Consider the following 22,603-nt stretch of genomic DNA (forward strand, 5'->3'; position numbering starts at 1 on the left):
GAGTTTGGCCGTTGACAAGGTCGAATCGATAAATCGGCAGCGCTTTCGGTATCATTCGGACATCAGGTGTGGCGCAAAATCACGATTTCAACCGGCTAAGAGCTCCAGCAATGCGCTGACGCGCGGACAGACAGTCGTTTCGGGGAACCTGCACGAGCGCAATTCCGTCGCTCGACAGCGGTTCGGGTATCCGTTCGATTTCGTTGCCCTCGACAAGTTCGACCATCAGGTCGATGACCACTTCCGCTTCGTGGGGCTGCGCAATAACGCCAAGTCCCCGCACCTCGATCAGCCCGGCAATCGGGTTTGGCACGCTCCCGACATAGCGGCCGTCAGCCTTCTTCTGAACGATCACCCGATCGTCGCCGACCAGCACGGCAAACCCATCTGCATGCGTTATCAGTTCAAGCGCCAGCGCGGACTTGCCGGCACCGGACGGGCCGCTGATCAAAATACCCCGATCACCGAGGAGGACGAGCGATGCGTGACGGTTTCCCGTCTCCATCAACCGTCGGCCGGGAGACGTACGACGAACCGTGCACCGCGGATATCACCGGGCTTGCCGCCGAGGATATTGTCGGCGGTGATCGTTCCGCCATGCGCTTCGACGATCTGGCGACTGATCGAGAGGCCAAGACCCGAATTCTGGCCGAATGCCTCGGACGAGGGCCGGTCGGTATAGAAGCGCTCGAAGATGCGGTCGATATTGTCGATGCGGATGCCTGGCCCGTTGTCCTCGATGGTCACGAGAACGGAGCGTTGCGTGCGTGCGAGTGTCACGACCACCCGGCCGCCCTTTTCGGGAACGAAGGAGCGCGCGTTTTCAACGAGATTGGTAATGACCTGACCGAGCCGCAGATCGTGTCCGATGACGAAGAAGCCCTTTTGCTGCTGTTGCGGGGCTTTTTCGACCTTGAAATCGATCTCGACCTTTTTGTCGATCTTGCGGCCATGATCGGCGAGCAGCCGCGTCAAATCTCCGACGAGCTTTTCGACATCGATGCGTTCGGCATCATCGCGCGCCAGTTCCGCATCGAGGCGCGATGCGTCGGATATGTCGGTGATCAACCGGTCGAGGCGGCGCACATCATGCTGGATGACTTCCATCAGACGGGCACGGGACGTCTCGTTCTTCGCCAATGGCAGGGTCTCGACCGCACTTCTCAAAGACGTCAGCGGGTTTTTCAGCTCATGACTGACATCGGCCGCAAAGCTTTCGATCGCCTCGATGCGCGCATAAAGCGCGTTGGTCATCTCGCGCAGCGCGACGGACAGATTGCCGATCTCGTCCTGCCTGTCGGAGAAATCGGGGATCTCCTCGCGATCCTTGCCACCGCGGCGCACACGCACCGCCGCCGCCGAAAGCCGACGCAGCGGATTGGCGATGGTCGAGGCGAGAAGCATGGACAGGATCGCAGTGACCAGCGCCGCCACGCCGAACAGACGCAGGATGGCGCGTCGCTCGGCCGCGACGATCCGGTCGATGTCGCCGCCCTGCGTCGACAGCATCAGGACGCCATGGACGGCCCGGAAACGCTGGATCGGGACGGCGACAGAGATGATCTGTTCGCCCTGTTCGGACAGGCGCACGAGATAGCCGGGAGTGCCGTGCGCCGCGGCCACGACTTCGGGAAAGGCCGCGCCCGTTCCGCCGGGCTGTTCGCGATAGATCGGCAGGTCGGTGCGGCGGAAGAACTCGGCGAAGATCACGCGCAGCCGGTCGAAGAAAGTGGGTTCGGCCGGCTCGACGGGCGGCAAGTCGTAACGCAGGATCTGGCCGCGCGAATAAAGATGCCGCGAATCGAGCAGCAAATTCATGTCGGGGTCGAAAATGCGCGCGCGCGTATGCGTCGGCGAGATGAGCCGCCGAAGCACCGGCGCGACCTTTTCGGGATTGATCGGAAACTCGAGACTGTCGAGCGCGCCCTGATCGGGCGGCAAGCTTTCACCGGCTTGCAATTCGAGGAGACGTTCGGGATCGATGGTGATCGAATCGGTCTCGACCGTCGCCGAGGCGGCGATTGCCCCTGCGATGATCTCACTTTGCGTCATCAGGCTTTCGACGCGCGCATCGATCAGGCCGTCGCGAAACTGGTTCATGTAGAGAATACCGACGACCAGAACGCCGAGACCCGCCAGATTGAGAAACAGGATGCGTTTGGTCAGACTCGAGAACATATACTGCCCGAGCACGCGCCGCATCGCGCGCCACGACCGCGTCCAGCGCACGACGCCCGGCCGCGCGGCACGCGGCAGGGACGTCATCGATCGATCGGTGTCAGCCGCCATTTCTCATCCGAACATTCGCGGCATCCGATATCAGGCCTCGCGGAAGCGATATCCGACGCCATAGAGTGTTTCGATCATATCGAAACTGTCGTCGACCGACTTGAATTTCTTGCGCAGCCGCTTGATGTGGCTGTCGATCGTGCGGTCGTCGACATAGACCTGCTCGTCATAGGCCGAATCCATCAGCGCGTCACGGCTTTTGACGACACCGGGGCGCTGCGCCAGCGAATGAAGGATCAGGAATTCAGTCACGGTCAGCGTTACCGGCTCGCCTTTCCAGGTGCAGGTGTGCCGCTCCTGATCCATGACGAGCTGCCCCCGTTCCAGCGAGCGGGCCTGCTGCGCGGCCGGCTTCGCGCTCGCGTCACGGGCGCTGGCCCGGCGCAGAACCGCGCGGACGCGCTCGACCAGAAGCCGCTGCGAAAACGGTTTGCGGATGAAATCGTCGGCACCCATCTTCAGGCCGAAGAGTTCGTCGATCTCGTCGTCCTTGGACGTCAGGAAGATCACGGGCAGGTCCGTCTTCTGGCGAAGGCGGCGCAATAGCTCCATGCCATCCATGCGCGGCATCTTGATATCGAATATCGCAAGGTTCGGTGGGCGAGCGCCCAGCCCCTCCAGCGCCGAAGCTCCGTCGGTATAGGTCTCGACGCGATAGCCTTCCGATTCAAGCGCGATCGAGACCGAAGTAAGAATGTTGCGGTCGTCATCGACAAGCGCGATCGTTGCCATTTCCAGCGGCTCCTTCATAGGCGGGTGTCCCTTGCTGTCTAAGAAACGCGCCGTCTCTTGAGGGACAAATCTGGTACAAAATGTGGCACAGTTTTCGCGCATTGTCACAGGGCGTTGCGCGTCATGGCCGTCGCACCGCTCCCGTCGCATGACCTCGGCGTGTGTCGGTCGCGGAGGATATAACCGATTAAACCGGCCCGGCAAATTTCTAAATCGATTAATGATTTGATATCGCTATGCTTTTCTGGTTCTCCACCTGACAGCCTGCTTTTAACCTTTCGCTCTTCGGGTCGAACGGGCCTAGCTTTTCTTGACGCGGACTTCTTTTGGTGGATGGAACATGACGGAAATCGGTAAGCGCAATCCGGCCTGCGGGATCGATGCAAGCGGTCTGAAAGACCTCGGCAAGGTCCACTACAATCTCGGCGCCGCCGAACTCTATGAAGAATCACTGCGCCGCGGCGAGGCCGAACTGACCGCCCATGGCGCGCTTCTGGCGCGCACCGGCCAGCACACCGGACGCTCGCCGAAAGACAAGTTCATCGTTGAGGACGAGACGACGAAGCCGCGTATCTGGTGGGACAACAACAAGCCTATGTCTCGGGAGAAGTTCGACCGGCTCCACGCCGATTTCCTCGAACACGCGAAGGGCAAGGACCTTTTCGTTCAGGATCTCGTCGGCGGAGCGGATGTCGGCCATGCGCTGCCGACGCGCGTCGTGACCGAATATGCCTGGCATTCGCTCTTTATCCGCAACCTTCTGATCAGGCCGGATCGCGCCGATCTTGCCGGCTTCGTGCCGAAGCTGACGATCATCGACCTGCCGTCCTTCAAAGCCGACACCGAACGCCACGGCTCGCGCACCGAAACGGTCATCGCCGTCGATTTCTCGCGCATGATCGTTCTGATCGGCGGCACGTCCTATGCCGGCGAGATGAAGAAGTCGGTCTTCACCGCGCTCAATTATCTCTTGCCGGAAAAGTCCGTCATGCCGATGCACTGCTCGGCCAATGTCGGGCCGGACGGCGATTCGGCCGTGTTCTTCGGCCTGTCGGGAACCGGCAAGACCACTCTTTCGGCCGATCCGCGCCGCACACTTGTCGGCGACGACGAGCATGGCTGGGGCGAAGACGGCATCTTCAATTTCGAGGGCGGCTGCTACGCCAAGACGATCAAGCTGTCGGCTGAAGCCGAACCGGAAATCTTCGCCACCACGCGCCGCTTCGGCACGGTTCTTGAAAACGTGATCCTCGACGAGGCCCGCGTGCCGGATTTCGACGACGGATCGCTGACGGAAAATACGCGCTGCGCCTATCCGCTCGATTTCATCCCCAATGCGAGCGCGACGGGCGTCGCACCGCATCCCAAGAACATCATCATGCTGACGGCGGACGCTTTCGGCGTCATGCCGCCCATCGCCAAGCTGACACCCGCACAGGCCATGTACCACTTCCTCTCGGGCTACACGGCCAAGGTCGCCGGCACGGAAAAGGGCGTGACGGAACCGGAAGCGACGTTCTCGACCTGCTTCGGTGCGCCGTTCATGCCACGTCATCCGTCCGAGTACGGCAATCTCCTGAAGGAGTTGATCGCGCGTCACGAGGTTGATTGCTGGCTGGTCAATACCGGCTGGACCGGCGGCGCGCACGGCGTCGGCCATCGCATGCCGATCAAGGCGACACGCGCGCTGCTTTCCGCAGCGCTCGATGGTTCGCTCAAGGACGCCGAGTTCCGCACCGATCCGAATTTCGGCTTTGCGGTTCCGGTCGCCGTTTCGGGCGTCGATTCGAAAATCCTCGATCCGCGCTCGACCTGGGCCGACACTGCCGCCTATGACCGGCAGGCCGAAAAGCTCGCGACGATGTTCACGGACAATTTCACCAAGTTCGAAAGCCATGTCGATGCAAGCGTCATGGGCGCCGCGCCGCGCTATCAGGAAGCGGCGGAGTAGTCTTTCGCGAACGAAAACGACAAGGCCCGGCATCGTCCGGGCCTTTTCTTTTGCGCGCCGGCACGGCACATGAAGATCATGAGCACGCGTGACGGCCTTCGCATTCCGCCAAACATCGAGATCGCCGAAAGCGAACTCGAGGAGCAGTTCATTCGCTCGTCCGGACCGGGTGGACAAAACGTCAACAAGGTCGCGACCGCCGTCCAGCTTCGCTTCGATGCGGCCGGTTCGCCGGGATTGTCCGAGCGCGTGCGCGAACGCACGATCAAGCTGGCCGGCCAACGCGCGACGAAGGACGGCGTGATCGTCATTGAGGCCGGGCGCTTCCGCACGCAGGAGCAGAACCGCGAGGACGCGCGATCCCGCCTTATCGAGCTGATCGCCAAGGCCGCCGAGCCGCCGCCCAAGCCACGCCGAAAGACGAAGCCGACAAAAGGCTCTGTCGAACGGCGGCTGAAAGCCAAATCCGGACGATCCACGATCAAGAAAAACCGCGGCAAGGTCGGGTTCGACTGATGGCGGGCTTTTCGCTTCCGGCCGGCTTCCGCCATCTCCCGGGATATTTCGACCGGGCAGCGCAGGAAAGGCTGGTCGCGGACATTCGCAATGTGGTCGCCGCCGCACCGCTTTACGTGCCGCGTATGCCGCGCACAGGCAAGCCGATGAGTGTTCGCATGACGAATTGCGGCGCTCTTGGCTGGATGACGGACAAGGAGCGCGGCTACCGCTATCAGGCGGCCCATCCCGAAACCGGAAATCCGTGGCCCGCGATTCCATCGACGCTGCTTGATTTGTGGCGCGCGGAAGCCGGCTTCGATGCCGACCCTCAGGCCTGTCTCGTCAATTTCTACGATGACACCGCGAAGATGGGGCTGCATCAGGACAAGGACGAGGCCGAGTTTGCCGCGCCTGTCGTTTCGGTCTCGCTCGGCGACGAATGCCTCTTCCGCATCGGCGGGACGGAACGTTCCGATCCGACCCGGTCGTTGCGTCTGAAAAGCGGCGACGTGGTTATTCTCGGCGGCTATAGCCGGCTCGCCTTTCACGGCGTCGACCGCATCTATCCGGGCACATCGACGCTGTTGAAGAATGGCGGGCGGATCAATCTGACGCTTAGACGTGTCACCGTTTAAGCGGGTCGCGGGCCGAACAGGATGACGCCCGCGCCGACAAGGCAGATGGCCGCGCCGGTCACGTCCCATCGGTCGGGTCGCATACCCTCGAACGCCCACAGCCAGGCGAGGGATGCTGCGATATAGACGCCGCCATAGGTCGCATAGGCGCGGCCCGCCGCCTCGGCTTCGATCAGCGTCAGGAGATACGCGAAGGCGGCGAGCGAGAGCATGCCCGGGACGAGCCAGAACACCGATTTGTCCAGCCTCAACCACGCCCAGAAAGCGAAACAGCCGGCGATTTCGGCAAATGCCGCGCCAATATAGATCAGCGGCGTCCTCATAGCCGGCGCAGCGCCACTTCCTCGACGAGGTGATCCGGTCCCTTCTTCAGGATGATGTCGGCACGCGGGCGCGTCGGTTGGATGTTCTCGTGAAGGTTCTTCAGGTTGATGTTGGCCCACAGGCTTTCCGCAATCGCCAGCGCGGCCGGTTCGGAAAGCTGCGAATATTTATGGAAGAACGCGTCCGGGTTGAGGAACGCCGTTTCGCGAAGGCGCATGAAGCGTTCGATATACCATTGCCGGATTTGGCTTTCCTCGGCATCGACATAGATCGAAAAGTCGAAGAAATCCGAGACGAAAGGCACGGCCTTGCCATCCTTCGGCAGATCGCGCGTCTGCAGGACGTTGATGCCTTCGAAGATCAGGATATCCGGCTGGTCGATCGTGACGAATTCACCGGGCAGGACATCGTAGCTGAAATGCGAATAAAGCGGCGCCTTCATATCGCGCACACCGGACTTGATGCCGGAGAGGAAGCGCAAAAGCGCGCCGACATCGTAGCTTTCAGGGAAGCCCTTGCGCTCCATCAATCCCTGACGGCGCAATTCCGCGTTGGGGAGGAGAAAGCCGTCTGTCGTGACGAGATCGACCTTCGGGCTCGATGGCCAACGGCGCAAAAGCTCTTTCAGGATACGCGCGGTGGTCGATTTGCCGACAGCGACCGAGCCGGCGATGCCGATGATGAACGGCGTCTTGCGCGCTTCCTCGGAACGAAAGAATACCTGGCGCTGTCGAAACAGGAGTTGGCTCGCCTCGACATGCGCCGACAAGACTCGCGACAGCGACAGATAAATGCGCCGCGTCTCTTCCAGATCGATCGGATCGCCCATCGAGCGCAGTCGGCGAATTTCGTCACCGCTCAAGGTCAGCGGCGTATCGGCGCGGAAACCCGCCCACTCGTCCGCCGAAAAACGGCGGTAAGGCGAATAGAATTGGTCGGCCCCGCGTGTGGCGCGCTTATTCCGGCCCGTCGTCGAAATCTTGCGGCCGGCGCTCATTTTTCGCGGGATGCCTTTTCGGCGATACCGGACTGCGCGGTGCGCCGCTCAAGTTCCGCCATCACCTCATCAAGCGGGATGTCTGCGACGGCAAGCACGACCGTCAGATGATAGAGAAGATCGGCGGTTTCCGAGACGAGCTCTGCGCGCTCGCCCTTGACCGCCGCTATGACGGCCTCGACCGCTTCCTCGCCCATCTTCTTGGCGGCGCGCTCCGGCCCGCCGGCGAAAAGCTTCGCCGTCCAGGAAGCAGGATCGCCCGAGCGGCCGCGTTCGGTCACGATGCGTTCAAGATCGGCGAGCGAAAAATCCGCCATATGTCCCTCCGGATCAAGTATGCCGCAATTCCGAACGGAAAACCGCAAGACACTTTTCCTGGAATTGCTTTATGCGGCCGGATCGAGCCGCATGGGCAAGCCTGCTTTTGCCATATGGGCCTTGGCCTGTGCAATCGTGTAGGTGCCGAAATGGAAGATCGAGGCAGCAAGAACCGCGCCGGCATGTCCGTCACGCACGCCCTCGACCAGATGATCGAGATTGCCGACACCGCCCGACGCAATGACAGGCGCACGCACGGCATCCGCGACGGCGCGCGTCAGGTCGAGATCGTAGCCGATCTTGGTGCCGTCACGATCCATCGAGGTCAAAAGGATTTCGCCCGCGCCGAGATCAACGACCTTTCTGGCGAATTCAACCGCGTCGATGCCGGTGCGCTCGCGTCCGCCATGGGTGAAGATTTCCCACCGCGCCGCCTCGTCCGCGCCCGACACCTTCTTAGCGTCGATGGCGACGACGATGCACTGGTTGCCGAATTTGTCGGCGGCCTCGGCGACAAAATCCGGATTCGTCACCGCCGCCGTGTTGATCGACACCTTGTCGGCCCCCGCAAGCAAAAGCTTGCGGATATCGCCGACCTGCCGGACGCCGCCGCCGACCGTCAAAGGCATAAAGCACTGTTCGGCCGTGCGCGCGATAACATCGAAAATCGTCTCGCGGTTGTCCGATGAAGCCGTGATGTCGAGGAAGCACAATTCGTCCGCACCCGCCGCGTCATAGGCCTTCGCCGCCTCGACCGGGTCGCCCGCATCGATGAGATCGACGAAATTGACGCCCTTGACGACGCGGCCGTCCTTCACGTCGAGACAGGGGATGACGCGGGCTTTGAGGGTCAAAGGACGGCCTCCTTTTTTGCTTGCGCGTCCTCGCGGCTGCGCCGCTGCGAGCGTCGCGGCCTGTCCTTCAAATCGAGGCAGGGAATTACGCGGGTTTTGAGGGTCATCCGGCGCCTTCTCCTCGCAGGATTGCCAGCGCCTCGGCCGGATTGATGCGGCCGTCGTAAAGAGCACGGCCGGAAATCGCGCCTTCCAGCTTCTGCGCATCCGGCATGGTCATGCGAACGATATCGGCGAGCGAGGCGAGACCGCCCGACGCGATGACGGGAATCGAAACGGCATCCGCCAGCGCGATGGTTGATTCCCAGTTGATCCCGGTCAGGACGCCGTCGCGGTCGATATCGGTGTAGATGATCGCCGAAACGCCCGCGCCTTCGAACTTTCGCGCCAGTTCTTCGACGCCCAAAGTCGAGGCTTCCGCCCAGCCCTCGACAGCGACCTTGCCGCCCTTGGCGTCGATGCCGACTGCGATTTGTCCGGGAAATAGCCGGCATGCTTCGCGCACGAGTTCGGGATCGCGCACCGCAACCGTCCCGAGAATGACGCGCGCCAAGCCCTTGTCCAGCCAGCTTTCGATATGGGCAAGCGTGCGGATGCCACCGCCAAGCTGGACCGGGTTCTTCGTCGCCTTCAGGATCTCCTCGACCGACGCACCATTGACCGACTGGCCTTCGAACGCGCCGTTCAGATCGACGACGTGCAACCACTCGAAACCCTGATCCTCGAATGCTTTCGCCTGTGCCGCCGGGTCGGGATTGTAGACTGTCGCAGAGTCCATCTCGCCGAGCTTCAGGCGCACGCACTGACCATCCTTCAGGTCGATGGCGGGGAAAAGGATCATGGCTTCCACTTCAGGAAATTGGCGATCAGAGCCAGGCCCAGCGCCTGGCTCTTTTCAGGATGGAACTGCGTACCGGCGACATTGTCGCGGGCGACGGCAGCGGTAACGGTACCACCATAGTCCGTCTCGGCCAGCACGTCGGCAGGATCGCTTGCGGCAAGATGATAGGAGTGTACAAAATAGGCGTGCAGGCCGTTCTCGCCGGTGGATATCCCCGTAAAAAGCGGGTGATCCTGTTTCACGTGAATCGTGTTCCAGCCGATCTGCGGGATTTTCAGCGACGTGTCCGACGGGGTCATTTCGACCACGTCCCCGCCGATCCAGTCGAGCCCGTAGCTCGTCGTCTTTTCAAGTCCGCGCGTCGACAAAAGCTGCATGCCGACGCAGATACCCAGAAACGGACGGCCCTTGGCGATAACCGCCTCGTTCAGCGCGTCAACCATTCCGGGTACCGCGTCCAGCCCGCGCCGGCAGTCGGCATAGGCTCCGACGCCGGGCAGCACGATCCGGTCGGCATTCGCCACGTGTTCCGCATCATCCGTCAGGTCGATTTGCGCGGAAAGTCCAGTCTCTCGCGCGGCGCGCTCGAACGCCTTCGTCGCCGAGCGCAGATTGCCCGAGCCGTAATCGATGATCGCAACGCGCATCAACGCGCCCCCGGATAGCTGAGCATGCCGAGCGCCGGACCGCTGCGTTGCGCATGCGGAGATGTGCGCGACCATGGCGCCATCACGCGCGGCGCTTCCGGCTCGATGGTCTCGTCGCGATCGTTCAGATAGCGGATTTCGGCATCGGTGGCGTTCTGCGCCTCGACGACGCCCCACTCTGCCCAGTCCGCACGCTTCAACGCCGCGATGCGCAGGGCTGCGCCTTCCAGCCCGACATAAAGGCCGACGAGCAACGACAGCCATCCGCTCGCCGCGCCAAGCCCGACGAAAGAGCCGACAGCAGACAGAGCGATACCGACGCCAAGCGTGATCGCCGCCTCCCACCACATGCGATGGAACGCGAACCACAGGAACGGCACGAGAAAGGCCAGCACATGAAACCCGTCGCGCACCAGAACGGCCTTTTCGGCCGGATCGCGCAAGGGTGGTTCCATCACCACATAGCTTGCCATCGCGTCAGCCTTTCAGCGTTCCCTTGGTGGAGGGGATCATGCCTGCCTGCCGCGGGTCCGGCTCGACGGCTGCGCGCAGGGCGCGCGCCACGGCCTTGAAGCAGGTCTCGGCTATATGGTGATTGTTCGCACCGTAATAGTTCATCACGTGGAGCGTGATCCCGGCATTCTGGGCCAGTGCCTGGAAGAACTCGCGCACCAGTTCGGTGTCGAACGTGCCGACCTTCGGACTGGAAAACTCGACGTTCCAGACAAGAAACGGCCGGCCCGATACGTCGATCGCCGCCTTCGTCAGGGTCTCGTCCATGGCAAGGTCGATCGAAGCGTAGCGCGCGATCCCGCGCCGGTCGCCGAGCGCCTTGGAAATCGCCTGCCCGATGGCGATGCCTGTGTCCTCGACCGTGTGGTGATCGTCGATGTGCAGGTCGCCATCGGCCTTGATCGTCATGTCGATCAGCGAGTGCCTTGAAAGCTGGTCGAGCATATGGTCGAAGAAGCCGACGCCAGTGGCGATGTCCGCCTTTCCGGTTCCGTCGAGATCGACGGTGACGGAAATCGCGGTTTCCTTCGTCTTGCGCTCGATGGTGGCGCTGCGCGCCGCACTGTCCTCGGCCATTTGGTGGCGTCCTGCCCGTTTTGGAAAAAGCGCCCGCGTCATACCAGTCAAGCCGCGCCGATTGCAAACGCTTCGCGACGGCATACATAACGAACCGAGCGGCGGGCGCCATCGGGCCCGCCGCAGACAGTATCGGAGAAGATATGTCCAACGAACAATCCATGCACGCCACGACGATCGTCACCGTGCGCAAGGGTAATAAGGTGGTGATCGCGGGCGACGGGCAGGTCTCGCTCGGCCAGACGATCATGAAGGGCAACGCACGCAAGGTGCGGCGCATCGGCAAGGGCAATGTGATTTCGGGCTTCGCGGGTGCGACTGCCGACGCTTTCACGCTGCTCGAACGGCTCGAAGCCAAGCTCGAACAATATCCCGACCAGTTGACGCGCGCCTGCGTCGAACTCGCCAAGGACTGGCGCACCGACCGCTATCTGCGACGGCTGGAAGCCATGATGCTCGTCGCCGACAAATCCGTTACGCTCGCCTTGACTGGAAACGGCGACGTGCTGGAGCCTGAACAGGGCGTCATGGCGATCGGCTCGGGCGGCAATTATGCGCTCGCCGCCGCGCGCGCGCTGATCGACACCGACATGGATGCCGAGGAAATCGCCAAGCGCGCCATGAAGATCGCCGGCGAGATCTGCGTCTACACCAACGACAATATCGTCATGGAAGTTCTGGATGCCGAATAGCCGGCGCTACAGCTTGCGTAACGTCGAGCCGGACGATCTGCCGATGATCGGGCAGTGGCTGCGTCAGCCGCATGTGCGGCAATGGTGGGGCGATCCCGACAAGGGCGTCGCCGAAATCGAAGCCGCGATGGACGAGATTTCCGTCGAGCCGCTGATCGTCGAACTGGACGGGAAGCCGATCGCCTATCTCCAATCCTACGACCCGCATCTGGAAGACGATCATCCTTATGCGGATCAGCCGACGGGCACGCTCGGTCTCGACATTTCGATCGGCGAAGCCGACCTCGTCGGCAAAGGCCATGGCAGCGCGATCATCGCGCAGTTCGCCGCCGAGCTTTTCGAGGAAGGCGCGCCGCGTCTCGTCATCGATCCCGACCCAGGCAACGCAAGGGCGATACGCGCCTACGAGAAAGCCGGCTTCCGGCACATCGACACGCGAAGTTCACAATATGGTCCGGCCTATCTGATGGCCTTGGACGCTCCCGAAGACATGGAAAAATCATGAGCACGTTTTCCCCCCGCGAGATCGTTTCCGAACTCGACCGCTACATCATCGGCCAAAAGGACGCCAAGCGCGCCGTGGCTATCGCGCTGCGCAACCGCTGGCGACGCCAGCAGCTCGACAGTTCACTGCGCGAGGAGGTGATGCCGAAGAACATCCTGATGATCGGACCGACCGGCGTCGGCAAGACTGAAATTTCGCGCCGTCTCGCCAAACTTGCCGGAGCGCCGTTCATTAAGGTCGAGGCGACGAAATTCACCGAGGTCGGCTATGTCGGTCGCGACGTCGAACAGATCATCCGCGATCTGGTCGAAACGGCCATCGGCCTGACGCGCGAAAAGATGCGCGAGGACGTCAAGGCACGCGCCCACATCAATGCCGAGGAACGCGTTCTCGAGGCATTGGTCGGCAAGACTGCAAGCCCCGCGACGCGTGATTCCTTCCGCAAGAAGCTGCGCGACAACGAACTCGACGACAAGGAAATCGAGATCGAGGTGGCCGATACCGGACAGCCCGCTGGCGGCTTCGAGATTCCCGGTATGCCGGGCGCGCAGATGCTGAACATCAACGACATGCTGCAAAAGGCGATGGGCGGCCAGCGCACCAAAACGCGCAAGACGACGGTCAAGGAATCCTACGCGCAGCTCATCAACGATGAATCCGACAAGCTTCTCGACAATGACGAAGTGATCGCCCGCGCGCTCGACGTGACGCAAAATGACGGCATCGTTTTCCTCGACGAGATCGACAAGGTGGCCGGTTCGGATTCGCGCGCGGGCCCCTCGCGCGAAGGTGTTCAGCGCGATCTCCTGCCGCTGGTGGAAGGCACGACCGTCGCGACCAAATACGGGCCGGTGAAGACGGACCACATCCTGTTCATCGCGTCCGGTGCGTTCCACGTCGCCAAGCCGTCCGATCTCCTGCCTGAACTGCAGGGTCGCCTGCCGATCCGTGTCGAGCTGCGCGCGCTGGAAAAAGAAGATTTCCGTCGTATCCTGACCGAAACGGAGGCCAGCCTCATCAAGCAGTATATCGCCCTGATGGAGACGGAAGGCGTGACGCTCGACTTTACCGACGACGCGATCGACGCATTGGCCGGCATCGCCGTCGACCTCAACGCGACGGTCGAAAATATCGGCGCGCGGCGTCTTCAGACCGTGATGGAGCGGGTGCTCGACGACATTTCCTACAATGCGCCGGACAAATCGGGCGATACGGTCACGATCGACGCGGATTATGTCGAGAAGAATGTCGGCGACCTGTCGCGCAACACGGACCTGTCGCGCTTCATCCTGTAGGTGATCTGCAACACCTCGCAATCATTTGAAAGCCCGGCACCGTTCCGGGCTTTCTTGCATCTCGACGGGCGTCGGGTCGATCACTATGGTCGCGCCACTTCCCGACCTCTCCGGATTCGCAATGAAAGCTTTGATCGGACTTTGGCTGTCGCTTTCGCTCGTCACCTTTGCGGGCGACGCATTCGCGCAGGTCAAGGTTCCAGCCGGCAATCGCAATGCCGAGCAACCGGCAGTCCCGGGCGGATCGGCCAGCCGCACCCGCGCGATGGCGACGACCTACGACGCCAAATATCAGCGCGTCATGAGGCTTTTCCGTCAGGATGAAGGGCTGCGCTCCAAAATCCGTCAGATTTCGGCCCAGTATGGCATCGACCCCGTCCACATGGCGGGAGCCATCGTCGGCGAACACACCTACAATGTCGACGCGTATGACCGGCTTCAGACCTATTACGTCAAAGCCGTCTCTTATCTGGGCACGAGCTTCCAGTTTGGGCATGGCGGCGAATTGGTGTCAGACTTCGTCACCCGGCCGCAATTTGCCGAATGCGACAAGTTTGCAGGCGACAGCTACGATCTTTGGGCCTGCCGCGAGCGAGTTTGGAACGCAAAGTTCCGTGGCAAGTCCGTCGATGGCGCATCCTTTCCCGACAATCGTTTCGGCGCGGTCTTTTTCCAGCCGCTTTATGCCGGGCAGACCTTCGGGATCGGTCAGCTCAATCCGCTGACGGCCCTGCAGATGAGCGATCTCGTGCACAAGGTGTCGCGCCTGCCCAGACTAGAGGCTTCCAATCCGCAGGCGGTCTATCGCACGATCATGGACCCGGACCTGACGCTCGCCTATGTCGCCGCGACATTGAAAACCTCTATCGATGCCTACCGGCAGATCGCCGGTTTCGACATTTCGACCAATCCGGGCGTAACGGCGACGCTTTACAATATCGGCAGCCCGGAAGAACGCGCGCGGCGGCTAAAGCGCGAGAACGATCAGCGCAAGGCAAGCAGCCAGAGCCCACGCCTGCCCGAAGAAAATTATTACGGGTGGCTGGTCAACGACCGGATCGACGAGCTCAAGGCGCTTTTCTAAAGGCCCTCGTTCTCAATTCGTCGAGTAGCGCGTTGCATCGCGCGATATCGTCTTCCGACATTTTCCCGATCGCCTCTGCAAGCCGGTTCGCCAGAAGCGTGGCTTTCGGCGACAGGCCCGCTGTGTCCAGCACGACACGCGGATCGGACGACCATGCCAGCGTCTCCAGTTCCTCCGCCTCGTCCCAGATCACGTTGAAATAACCGATGATCTTTTGCACCATCGCCCAGTTCGGCACGCCGCGCCGGCCATGTTCGAGCGCCGACAGATAGGCCGCGCTGACGCCGATTTCCGCTGCCATTTCTTTTTGCGACAGGCCGCGCTCGCGGCGCATTTCGCGCAGTTTCTCGCCGAATGGTGTCATGTCGCGTGGCCGGGACGGCGGCGCAACCGCACGTAAAGCGCGCCTTGCCCGCCATGATGACGCGCGGCATCCTCATGAGCCGAGACGAGACCGCGAAATGAAGGTGTCGAGAACCATATCGGAACCTGCCTTCGCAAGATGCCGTCGCTGCCCATCGACGCGCCTTTTCCGGTGACAACCAGAACGTGACGCCTTCCCTGCCCATAGGCGTTGTGCAGGAACGAGAGGAGCGTTCCATAGGCTTCGCTCTGCGTCATGCCGTGAAGATCGATCTTCGCCTCGATGGCAAGCCGCCCCTTTGCGAGCTTCTTTTTCGTCGAGCGGTCGATCGATGCAGGTTGCGGCGTGCGGCGGCGAAGAATTTCCGCCTGATGCTTGGCATCGGCCATAACGGGCGGCAGTTGCGAGGACGTAGCCTCTTCGCCCATCATGACCTCGTCGCTCTGTACCGGCGCTTCGGGTAAGGACTTTCCCTTCATCGGCTCGACGGAGCGGGCGACTTTCGACCACAGGACCTGATCTTCACGGGTCAGTCCCTTCGCACGCCGGCTCACCGCATACGCTCCGCAGCCGCGCGAGGAACGAGCATGGTGAAGCTGGCGGCATGCTTGATAATGCCCGCCTCGTCACCCGCTTCATCCCCGGACCCGCAGAAAATATCGCCACGCGCCGGCCCGACGATCGCCGAACCGGTATCCTGCGCGATCATCAACCGCGCGAAATCCATGCCGGGCACTTCGATGAAGAAGGGCGTTGCGAAACTGTGCAGCTTGCGGTCGACGGCGAGCGAGCGCCCCGCCGTCAGCGGGACTTTCGCCGCCGCAATCGGCCCCGCCGCCGGATCATCGACCGGCGCATCGCGAAAGAAGATGAAGGAGCGGTTCTGCCACAGGATTTCATCGATCCGTCCGGGATTTTCCCGAAACCAGGCGCGAATCGACTGCATCGTCACCTTCTCGCGCGCGATCTCGCCCATCTCGGCAAGAATCCGGCCCGGCCCGGTGAAGGGATGCCCGGACTTCGCGGCATAGGTGACCCGGCGCTCGGCTCCATTCGTCAAACGGAGGCGCGCCGCGCCCTGCACGTGGATGAAAAACAGATCGACCCTGTCGGCAAGCCAGGCGAGTTCCAGCCCCCGGCCGTCAAGCGCACCACGCTCGATCTCGCCGCGATCGAAATAGGTTTGGAGCCCGTCACCCGTCCGGCGGCCGAACGCGACATTCTCGTTCCAACCGGCCGGCCTGTTGTCATCATCCACGGCGACCAGATCATCAGGCCGTGACAGGATCGGCAACTGGAACGTGTCCGTGCGCGTGAGGCTAGCCGAAACAATAGGTTCGTAAAAGCCGGTGACGAAACCTTCGGCCTTTATCCGCGCGGGAATGAAATGCTGCTCGAAGAAACCGCGCGCATCAACGCTGCTGCCAGCACGCGCCGCGGCAAAGGCAAGGGCCAGATCTTCATGCGAGATGCCGAATGTGCCGGTCCGATACGGCTTTTCAAGCCCGTGGAATGCTGACCGACGAAACGCGTCGAAGGCCGCGCGATGATCGTCACCGGGCCAGCCTTCGATGTCGTCGAATGAAATGAAGTTCAGAGCTGCCGGCGCGTTCATGCCAGCGCCTTCGTCCTATTCTTCCGCTTCGGTCGCGACCAGCTTCCAGTTGGGGTCGCGCGACCTCGTGTCGCGGGCGAAGGTCCACACATCCTTGACCTCGACGACCGTTTCGGGATCGCCGTCGACGACCTCGCCGGCATCGTTGCGGGTCGCGGAGATGAGTTCGCTGATAATCCGCAAAGTGATGTGGGCTTCGGAGCCCTTCTGCTCGGCGGCGACGATATCGGCCTTGTCAATGCCCACGAAGGAGGACTGGACCTTTTCGTTGCGCGTCTCGCGATCCGAAATCGCCTGCACGAACCCGTCATAGACCTCTCGCGAGAGGAGGTTCTTGAGCGTCTGCCGGTCGCCGTCGGCATAGGCCATCACGATCATCTCGTAGGCCATGCGCGCACCGTTGACGAATTCCTTTGGATCGAAGGTCGGATCGGCCTGGCGAATCGTGCGCAGGCCGGCATTGAGCGGCGTGCCTTCGGGCGCAACCGCGTCGATAGCGGAATAGTCAGCCTCAGGCGCGCCTGCTGCACTCTTTCGGCGCGGCAGCGAGACGACGTTCTCGGGCGCGGGCTGCTGGTCGTTTTCAGGGCGCGTATAGGGATCGTGCGGCGGGCGTTCATTGCCCGTACGACGACCGAGAACGCTGCGGAGCTGGTAAAAGATGACCGCGGCGGCAACGATGAAAAAGATCGTTCCGAAATCGAAAAATTCCATGTCGTCCGCCAAGACCCTGTTGTCGTTTCTCTATGGTGAAGCCTTCCGGCACGAAATCAAGCCGATGCAACTATTGTGCATATAGATCGCCAACACGCCGCATTCAAATATCCTTGTGCCTTACCTATATGATGCAGAAGTTATTTCGAGGACCAAACGTGCGTTTTCCGCTCATTCCCATTCTTATCCTCGCCATGCCGGTCATCGAGATCGCCGTGCTGATTGCCGTCGGCAGTGAAATCGGCGTTCTGGCGACGCTCGGCCTTCTCTTTGCGTCCGCAATCCTCGGCATCGTGCTGGTGCGTATTCAGGGCTTCAGTACCGTGCAGCGAATCCGCGCCGAACTCGACCGGGGCGGCTCGCCCGGTCGCGATCTCGTGCACGGAATGATGATCCTCGTGGCAGGCATATTGCTCATCATTCCCGGTTTCGTCAGTGACGCGATCGGCCTTTTGCTGTTCCTGCCGCCGGTGCGTGACTTCGGCTGGCGCTTCCTGAAGGGAAGAATCCAGGTCGCGACAGTTCAAACGAGAACGTCCTGGGACCCGCGGCGGCGCAACCGCGACGGCGTCGTGGATCTCAACGAGGACGATTACCACGATCTCGACATGGAACCGCCAAACCCGCCTCCATCCGATCGGCGCCTTCCCCCGCGATAAACTTGTCACGTGAGGGCATCACGTGTTAGCGAACGCCCGATTTTCCGAATAAAGAAACCGTGCGGCAAAGCCCTGCGCGCGATGAGAGGAAGAAAAATGGCCGAGTCGCCCGAAAACACCAATGGTCAAAATGGCGGCGGAGCCGCCGGTCAGCCCACCGGGCAGACGGCACAGGGCGCGACGTTCAACGTCGTCGCGCAATATGTGAAGGATTTGTCCTTCGAAAATCCGGGCGCGCCCGCATCGCTGCGCAACCGCACCCAGCCGCCCGGCATCAATATCAACGTCAACGTCAACGCGAATCCGATCGGCGAAAAGGAGTTCGACGTCGTCCTGACGCTCACTGCCAAGGCTGAAGCCGACAAGGCCGTGCTTTTCAACGTCGAACTGGTCTATGGCGGCATTTTCAAGGTCGATGGCTTCCCGCAGGAGCACATGCTGCCGCTGCTCTTCATCGAGTGCCCCCGCCTGCTCTTCCCGTTCGCGCGCCAGATCGTCGCCGACATCACGCGCCAGGGCGGTTTCCCGCCGCTGATGATCGATCCGATCGACTTCGCGCAGATGTTCCAGCGTCGTATGGCCGAGGAACAGGCCAAGGCGAAGGTCGCGCAGCCTACCGGCACCGCCTGATCGGCACTCCACGACGAAATAAAAAGCCCGGCTCAGACCGGGCTTTTTTCATGAGCCATGCGAGGCGGCGGCGTAAGATGGATCGACCGCACGCCAGATCGCCGCATCGCCAAGTCCGTCGACGAGTTTGCGATGGGCTGCCAGTTCGTCATCCGACAGCCGGGGCGTCAGCGGATTTGGGCGCGGCTTGATCGCGACGACCGTTCCGCCCCTCGCGCCATCGCTTCCGTTGCCATTTTGGACATCGAGCATGAGCGCGGCCTGCTTGCCGCCGATCAGTTCGATATAAACTTCCGCCAGAAGCTCCGAATCGAGCAGCGCGCCGTGCTTGGTGCGATGCGAATTGTCGATCCCATAGCGCCGGCACAAAGCATCGAGCGAGTTCGGCCCCATCGGATGCTTGCGCCGCGCGATCGCTAGCGTATCGACCACGCGCGATGGCTCGACCATCGGAATATCGAGCCGCGCGAATTCGGCATTGAGGAAGCCGATGTCGAAATTGGCGTTGTGGGCGATCAGGTCCGCGCCTTCCAGGAAAGCGAGAAGCCCATCCGTTATGCCGCTGAAAACAGGTTTGTCGGCGAGCGAAGCGTCCGTGATGCCATGCACCGCTAGCGCGTCGGGATGAACCTTACGACCCTGCGGGTTGATATAGACGTGGAAGGTTTTTCCCGTCGGAAACCTGTTGACGAGTTCGATGCCGCCGAACTCGATGATCCGGTCTTCTGACGAATCGAGGCCGGTCGTTTCGGTGTCGAAGATGATTTCACGCATCGGATTTCGCTTCGTCCTTCAACCGCGCCACAATGGCATCCACAGACCGGCGGGCAACGTCGAGCCCCTCGCCGCTTTCGACGATGAAGTCGGCGCGGTTTCTCTTTTCGGCATCCGGGGTCTGTCTTGCAAGGATAGCCTCGAATTTTTCCACGGTCATTCCCGGCCGGTCCAGAACGCGTCGGCGCTGGATGTCGGCCGGCGCGGAGACGACGACGATCCTATCGACGCGGTTCTCACCACCGGTTTCGAACAGAAGCGGAATGTCGAGCACCACCAGCTTCTCTCCCGCCGCGCGATGCGTTTCCAAAAATGCATCCGCGTCAGCGCGCACCAGCGGATGAACGATGCGCTCGACCGTTTTGATTGCCTCTGCATCACCCAAGATGCGCTCCGCCAGAAGCTTCCGGTCGACCACGCCATCGTTCACGGTGCCGGGGAAGGCAGCCCCGATCAACGGTGCGGCCTTGCCGGCATATAGCCGATGTACGGCCTCGTCCGAATCGTGAACCGGCACGCCCGCCTCGCGAAAAAACCGCGCAGTCGTCGACTTGCCCATACCGATCGACCCCGTCAGGCCGATGACGATCATCGTTTTGCCTCCAGATCAGCCACGATCAGATCGCGCAACGCATCCGTCACCTCGGATCGCACGCCGAACCAGCGCTCGAAACCGGGCACGGCCTGATGCAGGAGCATGCCGAGGCCGTCCACCGTCGCCAGTTCCCTTTCACGGGCTTTCTTCAAAAGCGGCGTTTCGAGCGGCGCATAGACGATATCGGTGACGATGGCGTCGTCAGGCAGCGCTTCAAGCTCAAGGTCGAGCGGCGGCTGGCCTTTCATGCCGAGCGAGGTCGTGTTGATAAGAAGGTCGGTTCGCGCGAGCAGGGATTGCGCCTTGTCGAAACCGGCAGGCTTTACGCCCGGAAAGGCCAGCGCAAGTTCGCCGGCGCGTGCGGGCGTGCGATTTACGACCGTGACCTTGCCGATCCGGGCCGCACGCAGTGCATGGACCACGGCGCGCGCGGCACCCCCAGCACCAAGAACGAGGGCGGATTGGGCATTGCGCCAGCCGGAAGCACCCGTATCGAGACTGGCCGCGAACCCGTAGGCATCGGTATTGCCGCCGACGAGTTCGCCCTTTTCTACCCAGAGCGTGTTGACCGCTCCGATCGCCTCGGCCGCTTCGTCCCGGCGAGCAACAAGCTGCCGCACCTCTTCCTTGTGCGGGATCGTGACGTTGCCACCGACGAACTCGCCGGCGCGAATACGTTCAATAAATGGACCGAGATCGCCCGGCGCGACATCAATCGCATCGTAGCTTCCGTCGATGCCATGCTGCTCGAGCCAGTAGCGATGAATCATGGGCGAGCGCGAATGTGCGACCGGATGCCCGATCACGAAGGCATGGGATGTGTCAGCCATCGATCGCGCCCAGTTCCCTCAGCTTTTGAAGGAGCGGCAGAAGCGGCAGACCGATAATGGTGAAATGATCGCCCTCGATCTTTTCGAAAAGCTGGATGCCCCTGCCCTCGATCTGGTAGCCTCCAACCGACGTTAACGCGGCGTCGCCCACCGCCGACAGATGACGGCCGACAAAACCGGGATCGAGCGTGCGCATCGTCAATTGTGCGATCGCGACGTGCCGCCAGATCGCCTCGCCGTCGCGTGCGATGACAACGGCGCTGTTCAACTGGTGCGTCCTGCCGGAAAGTTTCAGGAGACGACGGCGGGCCTCCTCCATGTCGGCCGGCTTGTGAAACAATTCGCCATCCATCGACAACGTCTGGTCGGAGCCGATGACGAGCGCGCCTGGATGATTCTGGCTGACATCGACCGCCTTCGCCTCGGCGAGGATCGTTGCCAGATCGTCCGGCGTCATGCCTGATGCCGCAACGGCCTCTTCCACCGCCCGTTCGTCGATCTGCGGCCGCTCGACCGTAAACGCAATCCCCGCATCCTCCAGTATCTTGCGGCGAAAAGGGCTTCCCGATGCCAGTATGATCGGTTGGGTCATTGCGTGTCCTCGCGAAATGTCTTGTTGCGCAAGGCAACAATGGCTGCCGCCGTTTCCTCGATCGAACGACGCGTCACGTCAATGGTCGGCCAGCCGTGCCGGTTGCAGATTTGCCGGGCATAGGCCAGTTCCTCGGAAATCGAAAGCCGGTCGACATACGCGCCATGGTCGAAGCCTGCACCGCCGAGGACGCGGTTCTGCCGAACCTGCGAAATCCGTTCGGCGGTCGCGATCAGCCCGACGGTCAGCGGGCGTTTCGCCGTCACGATCTGGGGCGGGATCGGCACGCCCACGACAATCGGGACATTGGCGGTCTTGATGCCGCGATTGGCGAGATAGATCGAGGTCGGCGTCTTGGACGTTCGCGAGATACCGATCAAGATGATGTCGGCTTCCTCGATATCGAGCGGCAATTGCCCGTCATCATGCTCCATCGTGAAATTCAGCGCGTCGATGCGCCGAAAATAATCAGCGTCGAGAACGTGCTGTGCGCCGACGCGCCGCCCGGCTGGGGTTCCAAGATAGGACTGGAACACCATCAGAACAGGCTCCAGCACAGAAACGGCCGGCAGTCCGAGCGACTGGCAGTGCGCGTCGATCCGCGCGGCCAGATCCTGGTCGACGACGGTGTAAAGCACGATACCGGGCGCTTCCTCGATATCGGCAAAGACGCGCTCAAGCTGCTTTTCGGTACGGATCAGCGGGTAGATGTGCTCGATCGCGCGCGCGTTCTTGTATTGCGCGGCCGCTGCACGTCCCGCCGCAAGAAGCGTTTCGCCGGTCGCGTCAGAAACAAGATGGAGATGGAAGAAGTTTTGCGGCTTGTTCACGCGATTCTGCCCGACCTGTGGGCGCCTGTGCATAAAGCGGGAGAGAGACGGCGCCTTTTTGCGGGCACTGTATCAGATCGCGATTTGTCCACAATTCGCGCTGCTGTGCGAACGGCTTTGCGCCTGTGGGAAAGATCGTGGTCAAAGCACCGCTTGTCCAGAACCCGATCGAACCAACCCGGCTGGACATGCGCTATCGAAGGCCTTGAATCGCCAAGTGGAATCGCAGCCATCCCCGTTGCTCATCAA

Annotated in this window: 29 protein-coding genes; 9 read left to right on the plus strand and 20 right to left on the minus strand. The window is 61.7% G+C overall.

From position 1 onward, the window contains the following. Positions 1-79: 79 nt before the first annotated feature. The 3 genes from ACX82Z_RS19340 to ACX82Z_RS19350 are packed head-to-tail and all read right to left on the minus strand — an operon-like array spanning position 80 to position 3,021. Entirely contained in the window at positions 80-505 is a 426-nt protein-coding gene (locus ACX82Z_RS19340) for an HPr kinase/phosphorylase (RefSeq protein WP_459590668.1), read from the minus strand. Beyond that, positions 505-2,289, minus strand: coding sequence for a stimulus-sensing domain-containing protein (locus ACX82Z_RS19345; RefSeq protein ID WP_459590670.1), 1,785 nt, complete (start codon positions 2,287-2,289; stop codon positions 505-507). The genes ACX82Z_RS19340 and ACX82Z_RS19345 overlap by 1 nt, the downstream gene beginning before the upstream one ends. 30 nt (positions 2,290-2,319) lie before the next feature. Continuing rightward, entirely contained in the window at positions 2,320-3,021 is a 702-nt protein-coding gene (locus tag ACX82Z_RS19350) for a response regulator transcription factor (RefSeq protein ID WP_459911891.1), read from the minus strand. Between the two features lie 340 nt (positions 3,022-3,361). Between ACX82Z_RS19350 and ACX82Z_RS19355 the strand changes: the two genes are divergently transcribed. The 3 genes from ACX82Z_RS19355 (at position 3,362) to ACX82Z_RS19365 (ending at position 6,105) form a co-directional block, all read left to right on the plus strand. Continuing rightward, on the plus strand, positions 3,362-4,972 hold the full coding sequence (locus tag ACX82Z_RS19355) for a phosphoenolpyruvate carboxykinase (RefSeq protein WP_459590672.1): 1,611 nt from the start codon (positions 3,362-3,364) through the stop codon (positions 4,970-4,972). Between the two features lie 78 nt (positions 4,973-5,050). After that, on the plus strand, positions 5,051-5,488 hold the full coding sequence (gene arfB, locus ACX82Z_RS19360; protein WP_459911893.1) for an alternative ribosome rescue aminoacyl-tRNA hydrolase ArfB: 438 nt from the start codon (positions 5,051-5,053) through the stop codon (positions 5,486-5,488). Further along, the gene (locus ACX82Z_RS19365) at positions 5,488-6,105 is read left to right on the plus strand and encodes an alpha-ketoglutarate-dependent dioxygenase AlkB family protein (protein ID WP_459590673.1); all 618 of its coding nucleotides are present in this window, start codon (positions 5,488-5,490) and stop codon (positions 6,103-6,105) included. Before arfB ends, ACX82Z_RS19365 begins: the two co-directional genes overlap by 1 nt. On the opposite strand, the gene ACX82Z_RS19370 is transcribed toward ACX82Z_RS19365, so the two are convergent. The 8 genes from ACX82Z_RS19370 to hisB all read right to left on the minus strand — a co-directional run bounded on the left by ACX82Z_RS19370 (position 6,102) and on the right by hisB (position 11,175). After that, on the minus strand, positions 6,102-6,428 hold the full coding sequence (locus tag ACX82Z_RS19370) for a YnfA family protein (RefSeq protein ID WP_459590675.1): 327 nt from the start codon (positions 6,426-6,428) through the stop codon (positions 6,102-6,104). The two genes, ACX82Z_RS19365 and ACX82Z_RS19370, sit on opposite strands and share 4 nt — an antisense overlap. Beyond that, positions 6,425-7,426 carry a type I pantothenate kinase gene (coaA, locus tag ACX82Z_RS19375; RefSeq protein WP_459590676.1) on the minus strand — a complete coding sequence of 334 codons (1,002 nt, stop codon included), beginning with the start codon at positions 7,424-7,426 and terminating at the stop codon, positions 6,425-6,427. Before coaA ends, ACX82Z_RS19370 begins: the two co-directional genes overlap by 4 nt. After that, positions 7,423-7,743, minus strand: a complete 321-nt coding sequence (locus ACX82Z_RS19380) for a phosphoribosyl-ATP diphosphatase (RefSeq protein WP_459590678.1) — start codon at positions 7,741-7,743, stop codon at positions 7,423-7,425. Before ACX82Z_RS19380 ends, coaA begins: the two co-directional genes overlap by 4 nt. Before the next feature lie 69 nt (positions 7,744-7,812). Continuing rightward, positions 7,813-8,598, minus strand: a complete 786-nt coding sequence (hisF, locus tag ACX82Z_RS19385; RefSeq protein WP_459590679.1) for an imidazole glycerol phosphate synthase subunit HisF — start codon at positions 8,596-8,598, stop codon at positions 7,813-7,815. 103 nt (positions 8,599-8,701) lie between these two features. Then, positions 8,702-9,439, minus strand: a complete 738-nt coding sequence (gene hisA / locus ACX82Z_RS19390) for a 1-(5-phosphoribosyl)-5-[(5-phosphoribosylamino)methylideneamino]imidazole-4-carboxamide isomerase (protein ID WP_459590680.1) — start codon at positions 9,437-9,439, stop codon at positions 8,702-8,704. Beyond that, positions 9,436-10,086, minus strand: coding sequence for an imidazole glycerol phosphate synthase subunit HisH (gene hisH, locus ACX82Z_RS19395; RefSeq protein WP_459590682.1), 651 nt, complete (start codon positions 10,084-10,086; stop codon positions 9,436-9,438). The genes hisA and hisH overlap by 4 nt, the downstream gene beginning before the upstream one ends. After that, positions 10,086-10,559: a DUF2628 domain-containing protein gene (locus ACX82Z_RS19400; RefSeq protein WP_459590684.1), complete on the minus strand. Its 474-nt coding sequence runs from the start codon at positions 10,557-10,559 to the stop codon at positions 10,086-10,088. The genes hisH and ACX82Z_RS19400 overlap by 1 nt, the downstream gene beginning before the upstream one ends. 4 nt (positions 10,560-10,563) lie before the next feature. After that, complete coding sequence (gene hisB / locus ACX82Z_RS19405; RefSeq protein ID WP_459590686.1) at positions 10,564-11,175, minus strand: imidazoleglycerol-phosphate dehydratase HisB; 612 nt, start codon at positions 11,173-11,175, stop codon at positions 10,564-10,566. Between the two features lie 143 nt (positions 11,176-11,318). Between hisB and hslV the strand changes: the two genes are divergently transcribed. The 4 genes from hslV (at position 11,319) to ACX82Z_RS19425 (ending at position 14,751) form a co-directional block, all read left to right on the plus strand. Then, complete coding sequence (gene hslV / locus ACX82Z_RS19410) at positions 11,319-11,867, plus strand: ATP-dependent protease subunit HslV (RefSeq protein ID WP_459590688.1); 549 nt, start codon at positions 11,319-11,321, stop codon at positions 11,865-11,867. Then, on the plus strand, positions 11,857-12,372 hold the full coding sequence (locus ACX82Z_RS19415; RefSeq protein ID WP_459590690.1) for a GNAT family N-acetyltransferase: 516 nt from the start codon (positions 11,857-11,859) through the stop codon (positions 12,370-12,372). The genes hslV and ACX82Z_RS19415 overlap by 11 nt, the downstream gene beginning before the upstream one ends. After that, positions 12,369-13,667 carry an ATP-dependent protease ATPase subunit HslU gene (hslU, locus tag ACX82Z_RS19420; RefSeq protein WP_459590692.1) on the plus strand — a complete coding sequence of 433 codons (1,299 nt, stop codon included), beginning with the start codon at positions 12,369-12,371 and terminating at the stop codon, positions 13,665-13,667. Before ACX82Z_RS19415 ends, hslU begins: the two co-directional genes overlap by 4 nt. Before the next feature lie 85 nt (positions 13,668-13,752). After that, positions 13,753-14,751: a DUF1402 family protein gene (locus ACX82Z_RS19425; protein WP_459590694.1), complete on the plus strand. Its 999-nt coding sequence runs from the start codon at positions 13,753-13,755 to the stop codon at positions 14,749-14,751. On the opposite strand, the gene ACX82Z_RS19430 is transcribed toward ACX82Z_RS19425, so the two are convergent. Genes ACX82Z_RS19430 through ACX82Z_RS19445 form a run of 4 tightly spaced genes read right to left on the minus strand, consistent with a single transcriptional unit; the run spans position 14,735 to position 17,444 of the window. After that, the gene (locus ACX82Z_RS19430) at positions 14,735-15,115 is read right to left on the minus strand and encodes a helix-turn-helix domain-containing protein (protein ID WP_459590695.1); all 381 of its coding nucleotides are present in this window, start codon (positions 15,113-15,115) and stop codon (positions 14,735-14,737) included. The two genes, ACX82Z_RS19425 and ACX82Z_RS19430, sit on opposite strands and share 17 nt — an antisense overlap. Next, positions 15,112-15,669, minus strand: coding sequence for a Smr/MutS family protein (locus ACX82Z_RS19435; protein WP_459590696.1), 558 nt, complete (start codon positions 15,667-15,669; stop codon positions 15,112-15,114). The genes ACX82Z_RS19430 and ACX82Z_RS19435 overlap by 4 nt, the downstream gene beginning before the upstream one ends. Continuing rightward, positions 15,666-16,730 (minus strand): murein transglycosylase A, encoded by a 1,065-nt coding sequence (mltA, locus tag ACX82Z_RS19440; protein WP_459590698.1) that lies wholly within the window; start codon positions 16,728-16,730, stop codon positions 15,666-15,668. Before mltA ends, ACX82Z_RS19435 begins: the two co-directional genes overlap by 4 nt. A gap of 15 nt (positions 16,731-16,745) precedes the next feature. After that, positions 16,746-17,444, minus strand: coding sequence for a Tim44/TimA family putative adaptor protein (locus ACX82Z_RS19445; protein ID WP_459590699.1), 699 nt, complete (start codon positions 17,442-17,444; stop codon positions 16,746-16,748). 158 nt (positions 17,445-17,602) lie between these two features. On the opposite strand from ACX82Z_RS19445, the gene ACX82Z_RS19450 reads away from it, so the two are divergent. Further along, complete coding sequence (locus ACX82Z_RS19450; RefSeq protein ID WP_459590700.1) at positions 17,603-18,103, plus strand: FxsA family protein; 501 nt, start codon at positions 17,603-17,605, stop codon at positions 18,101-18,103. 96 nt (positions 18,104-18,199) lie between these two features. Beyond that, complete coding sequence (gene secB / locus ACX82Z_RS19455; RefSeq protein ID WP_459590703.1) at positions 18,200-18,733, plus strand: protein-export chaperone SecB; 534 nt, start codon at positions 18,200-18,202, stop codon at positions 18,731-18,733. A 48-nt stretch (positions 18,734-18,781) separates the two neighbouring features. Here secB and dnaQ read toward each other — a convergent pair whose 3' ends face one another. Genes dnaQ through ACX82Z_RS19480 form a run of 5 tightly spaced genes read right to left on the minus strand, consistent with a single transcriptional unit; the run spans position 18,782 to position 22,354 of the window. Continuing rightward, complete coding sequence (dnaQ, locus tag ACX82Z_RS19460; RefSeq protein ID WP_459590704.1) at positions 18,782-19,507, minus strand: DNA polymerase III subunit epsilon; 726 nt, start codon at positions 19,505-19,507, stop codon at positions 18,782-18,784. Further along, entirely contained in the window at positions 19,500-20,099 is a 600-nt protein-coding gene (gene coaE, locus ACX82Z_RS19465) for a dephospho-CoA kinase (protein WP_459590706.1), read from the minus strand. Before coaE ends, dnaQ begins: the two co-directional genes overlap by 8 nt. Next, the gene (locus ACX82Z_RS19470; RefSeq protein ID WP_459590708.1) at positions 20,096-20,932 is read right to left on the minus strand and encodes a shikimate dehydrogenase; all 837 of its coding nucleotides are present in this window, start codon (positions 20,930-20,932) and stop codon (positions 20,096-20,098) included. The genes coaE and ACX82Z_RS19470 overlap by 4 nt, the downstream gene beginning before the upstream one ends. Continuing rightward, positions 20,925-21,524, minus strand: a complete 600-nt coding sequence (locus ACX82Z_RS19475; protein WP_459590710.1) for a Maf-like protein — start codon at positions 21,522-21,524, stop codon at positions 20,925-20,927. The genes ACX82Z_RS19470 and ACX82Z_RS19475 overlap by 8 nt, the downstream gene beginning before the upstream one ends. Next, positions 21,521-22,354, minus strand: coding sequence for a pyruvate, water dikinase regulatory protein (locus tag ACX82Z_RS19480; protein ID WP_459590711.1), 834 nt, complete (start codon positions 22,352-22,354; stop codon positions 21,521-21,523). Before ACX82Z_RS19480 ends, ACX82Z_RS19475 begins: the two co-directional genes overlap by 4 nt. Positions 22,355-22,603: the final 249 nt, after the last annotated feature.

Source organism: Aliihoeflea sp. PC F10.4 (assembly GCF_054612275.1).